This window comes from Acidovorax sp. CF316, from assembly GCF_000276605.1.
GTDB lineage: Bacteria > Pseudomonadota > Gammaproteobacteria > Burkholderiales > Burkholderiaceae_C > Acidovorax.
In genome coordinates this window covers 1-3,008 of sequence record NZ_AKJX01000071.1, presented here as the reverse complement: position 1 = coordinate 3,008, position 3,008 = coordinate 1, and the positions used below count along the sequence as shown (strand labels likewise).

Sequence of the window (3,008 nt, the reverse complement as noted above, 5' to 3'; positions counted from 1 at the left end):
TGATGGCCAGGAAGATCGCCATGGCGATGGCCAGGGCGCCGGCGATCAGCACGTCGCGCTGCAGGGCACTGGCCGCGGCCTCGGCCCGGTCACCGGCAGCGCCCGTGACCTTTGCCTGGTAGTCCACCTGCTCCTGGATCTCCTTCTGGTAGGCCAGTTGGACCGGGCGCAACTGCTCCACAAGCAGCTTCAATGCCTCGTCCTTCTGGTCCTTGGCGATCAAGCCCAGGTACTGGTCCCCCAGCCGCAGGAACTCTGCGCGGTGCTGCTGCATGCGTGCCAGGCTCTCCTTGCCCTTCTCGGACTGGATCAGCGCGGTGAGCGTTTCCAGCTGCTTGGCGATCGTCGAGCGTGCCGTGCCGATCTGGTCGCGCGACGATTTGACGATGGCCTCCGAGGAGAAGATCGCCAGGTTGCGGAACTGGATCGCCTGCACATTCACCCCGTCGGCCAGCGCGCCCATGGCCCTGGTGATGGGGATGCGCGTGGTAACGATGTCATTGAGCGCCGCGCGCTGGCTGGCAGAGCGTGCCAGCGCCACCCCTCCCAGGGCGATCAGCAGCAGCACCATGGCGGCAAAGGCCACCACCAGCCGTGTGGAAATATTCAAGCGATTCATCCGGTCCCTCGTTGGTTGGTTTTTGGGTGTTTTTCACGTTATCCGTGCGTTGCGTTCCTGACCAGTCCTAATTCGCCACTGCTGAGCAGCGCCTCGATGTCCATCAGGATCAGCATGCGCTCGCCCACGCTGGCAATGCCGGCGACAAAGGCCGGGTCGAGGTGGCCCTGGGGCTCGAACTGCGGCACGGGCTTGATGAGCTCCGGGGTCAGGGTGACCACGTCGGCCACGGCATCCACCACGGCGCCGACCAGCAAGGCCCCCATGTCCAGGATGATGACCACCGTGAAGTCGGTATAGCTCGCCTCGGGGCATTGGAGCTTCACGCGCAGGTCCAGGATCGGCACGATGCGCCCGCGCAGGTCGATCACCCCCTTGATGAAGTCCGGTGCATGGGCCATGCGGGTGGGCTGCTCGTAGGAGCGGATTTCCTGCACGCGCAGGATGTCGATGCCGTACTCCTCCGCCCCCAGGCGAAAGCTCAGGTACTCCCCTGCGCGGCCGGCAGGCTGGGCAGTGCGGGAAGGGGTTTCGGGAGAGGCTGCAGCAAAGGCTTGGGTCATGGGAGGGGAGATTCGGGAGGGGAAGGCATGCGCTACCGGGTCGGGCCAGGAGGCCGCGGGCACTCCCAAAAGCATAGCAGTGAAAAGTTACATTTCAGAACAAAATCTGGCACATGCATGGTCGATACAAGCCGGTTGCTGCCATCGCCAGACGCCACCCTGCCCCAGGTTGCAAAGGGCTGGGTCCTGCCTCATTGGAGAGGTGCCTCCACTCCCGGGGCGGGTTCCGGTGCCAAAAAATGTTACCGTTACCCAGCTTGTCGAATGGCGGGTTGCTGGACCGCTGGCGCCCTGGCCGCCACTCCTGACACCGCCGGGCAGTCGCCTTGAGCCCCCTGGAATGACCTGATGACGCTGTTCACCAAAAAAGAGACCCACCCCCACCCCATGCCAGCCCCCGGCCTGTCTTTGCTGGCGCTGGAGTTGCGCGCGCCCTGGGAATTCGGTGCCGTGCTGCCCGCCTGGCCCGTGCTGCAGCGTGCACCCCAGGGTGACGGGCACACCGTCATCGTGTTTCCGGGGCTATCGGCCGGCGACGCCACCACGGCGCCGTTGCGCCGCTACCTGGAGTCACGCAGCTACGACACCCAGGGCTGGGGCCAGGGCCTGAACCTGGGCCCGCGCGAAGGTGTGCTGGACCACGCCAAGCAGCAGTTGCAGCAGGCCGCACAGCGCAGCGGCGGCAAGGTGAGCCTGGTGGGCTGGAGCCTGGGCGGCATCTATGCCCGCGAACTGGCCAAGGAGCTGCCCGACCTGGTGCGCTGCGTGGTGACGCTGGGCACGCCCTTTGCCGGCCCGCACACCTCCACCAATGCCTGGCGCATCTACCAGTTCGCCAGTGGCCGCAGCATCGAGCGCGAAGTGGCCAGCTACAACCTGCCCGAGGCGCCCCCGGTGCCCACCTCCAGCATCTACTCGCGCAGCGATGGCGTGGTGGCCTGGCGCGGCAGCCTGCAGGCGCCGGCAGCGCACAACCCGCACACCGAGAACATCGAGGTGGTGGCCAGCCACTTCGGCATTGGCCTGAACCCGAGCGCCTGGTGGGTGGTGGCCGACCGGCTGGCCCAACCCTCCGGGCCGAAGGCCGAGTGGCAGGCCTTCAAGCGCCCGACGCTGCCGGGGCTGCAACTGGTGTTCCCCAACCCCCACCGGCCTGGATAAGTCCAGGGCAGAGACAGCAGCCATGAAAAAACCCGCCAAGGCGGGTTTTTTCATGGCGGAACCTGGCCCTGCCTCAGCGGTTGAGGTCCTCGCGCCCGGTTTCCCCGGTGCGGACGACTTCGTGCTCCGCCGGTCCGGGAATGGTGCTGCTGGGTTCGTCCGGTCGGGTGACCGCGCCGGCGGCTGCACCACCAAGGGCACCGGCCACGACGCCCAGTGTGCCCCCGACGACCACGCCCACGGGTCCACCCACAGCTGCCCCGACGGCAGCTCCGGTCGCGGCGCCGGCCACGACCCCGCCGCCCACGAGGGCCGACTGGGATTCACGCTCTTTCTCGGCATCCGACAAAGGCAGCTGTGCTGCGGGATCGGGATCCTGCGAGGGAATGCCGTGGCCAGGGCGCGCCTGCTGGGCGAGGTCCTGGTCCAGGGCGGCGGCTTTGGTGGTGGTGGGGACCATGGGCTTCTCCTGGGAAGTGAAGGGATCGGCCAGCGATGCCCAGGGGCAAGGCCAGCCACCCCTCCGTTGTAAGCCCCGTGCCTTGCAGATGGCGCCGTCTGTCAGGCCGCGGCGCTGTCAGACAAGGCGCTTGACCCCATCAAGCAAGCGTCAGAAGCTCTCCCACTCGTCATCCCCACCGCCGGCCGCCTTGGCCGGGGCCTTG

The 3,008-nt window shown here is 67.3% G+C and carries 4 protein-coding genes; 1 reads left to right on the top strand and 3 read right to left on the bottom strand.

Features of this window, described 5'->3' with window-relative positions; translation table 11 throughout:
• Together PMI14_RS06685 and PMI14_RS06680 are read right to left on the bottom strand one after the other, a co-directional pair.
• Positions 1-619 (bottom strand): MCP four helix bundle domain-containing protein (locus tag PMI14_RS06685; protein ID WP_007851685.1); only part of this gene is annotated, 619 nt, incomplete at its 3' end.
• 38 nt (positions 620-657) lie between these two features.
• Positions 658-1,182, bottom strand: coding sequence for a chemotaxis protein CheW (locus PMI14_RS06680; RefSeq protein WP_035202685.1), 525 nt, complete (start codon positions 1,180-1,182; stop codon positions 658-660).
• 348 nt (positions 1,183-1,530) lie between these two features.
• Here PMI14_RS06680 and PMI14_RS06675 point away from each other — a divergent pair, with 348 nt between their 5' ends.
• Positions 1,531-2,343, top strand: coding sequence for an alpha/beta fold hydrolase (locus tag PMI14_RS06675; protein ID WP_007851678.1), 813 nt, complete (start codon positions 1,531-1,533; stop codon positions 2,341-2,343).
• Positions 2,344-2,416: 73 nt separating this feature from the next.
• Here the strand turns inward: PMI14_RS06675 and PMI14_RS06670 are convergent, their stop codons facing one another.
• Complete coding sequence (locus PMI14_RS06670; protein WP_007851674.1) at positions 2,417-2,803, bottom strand: hypothetical protein; 387 nt, start codon at positions 2,801-2,803, stop codon at positions 2,417-2,419.
• Between the last annotated feature and the right edge of the window lie 205 nt (positions 2,804-3,008).

Coding starts and splice junctions, on each gene's coding strand:
- PMI14_RS06680 (WP_035202685.1), bottom strand. CDS start 1,182: ATGACCCAAGCCTTTGCTGCAGCCTCTCCCGAAACCCCTTCCCGCACT.
- PMI14_RS06675 (WP_007851678.1), top strand. CDS start 1,531: ATGACGCTGTTCACCAAAAAAGAGACCCACCCCCACCCCATGCCAGCC.
- PMI14_RS06670 (WP_007851674.1), bottom strand. CDS start 2,803: ATGGTCCCCACCACCACCAAAGCCGCCGCCCTGGACCAGGACCTCGCC.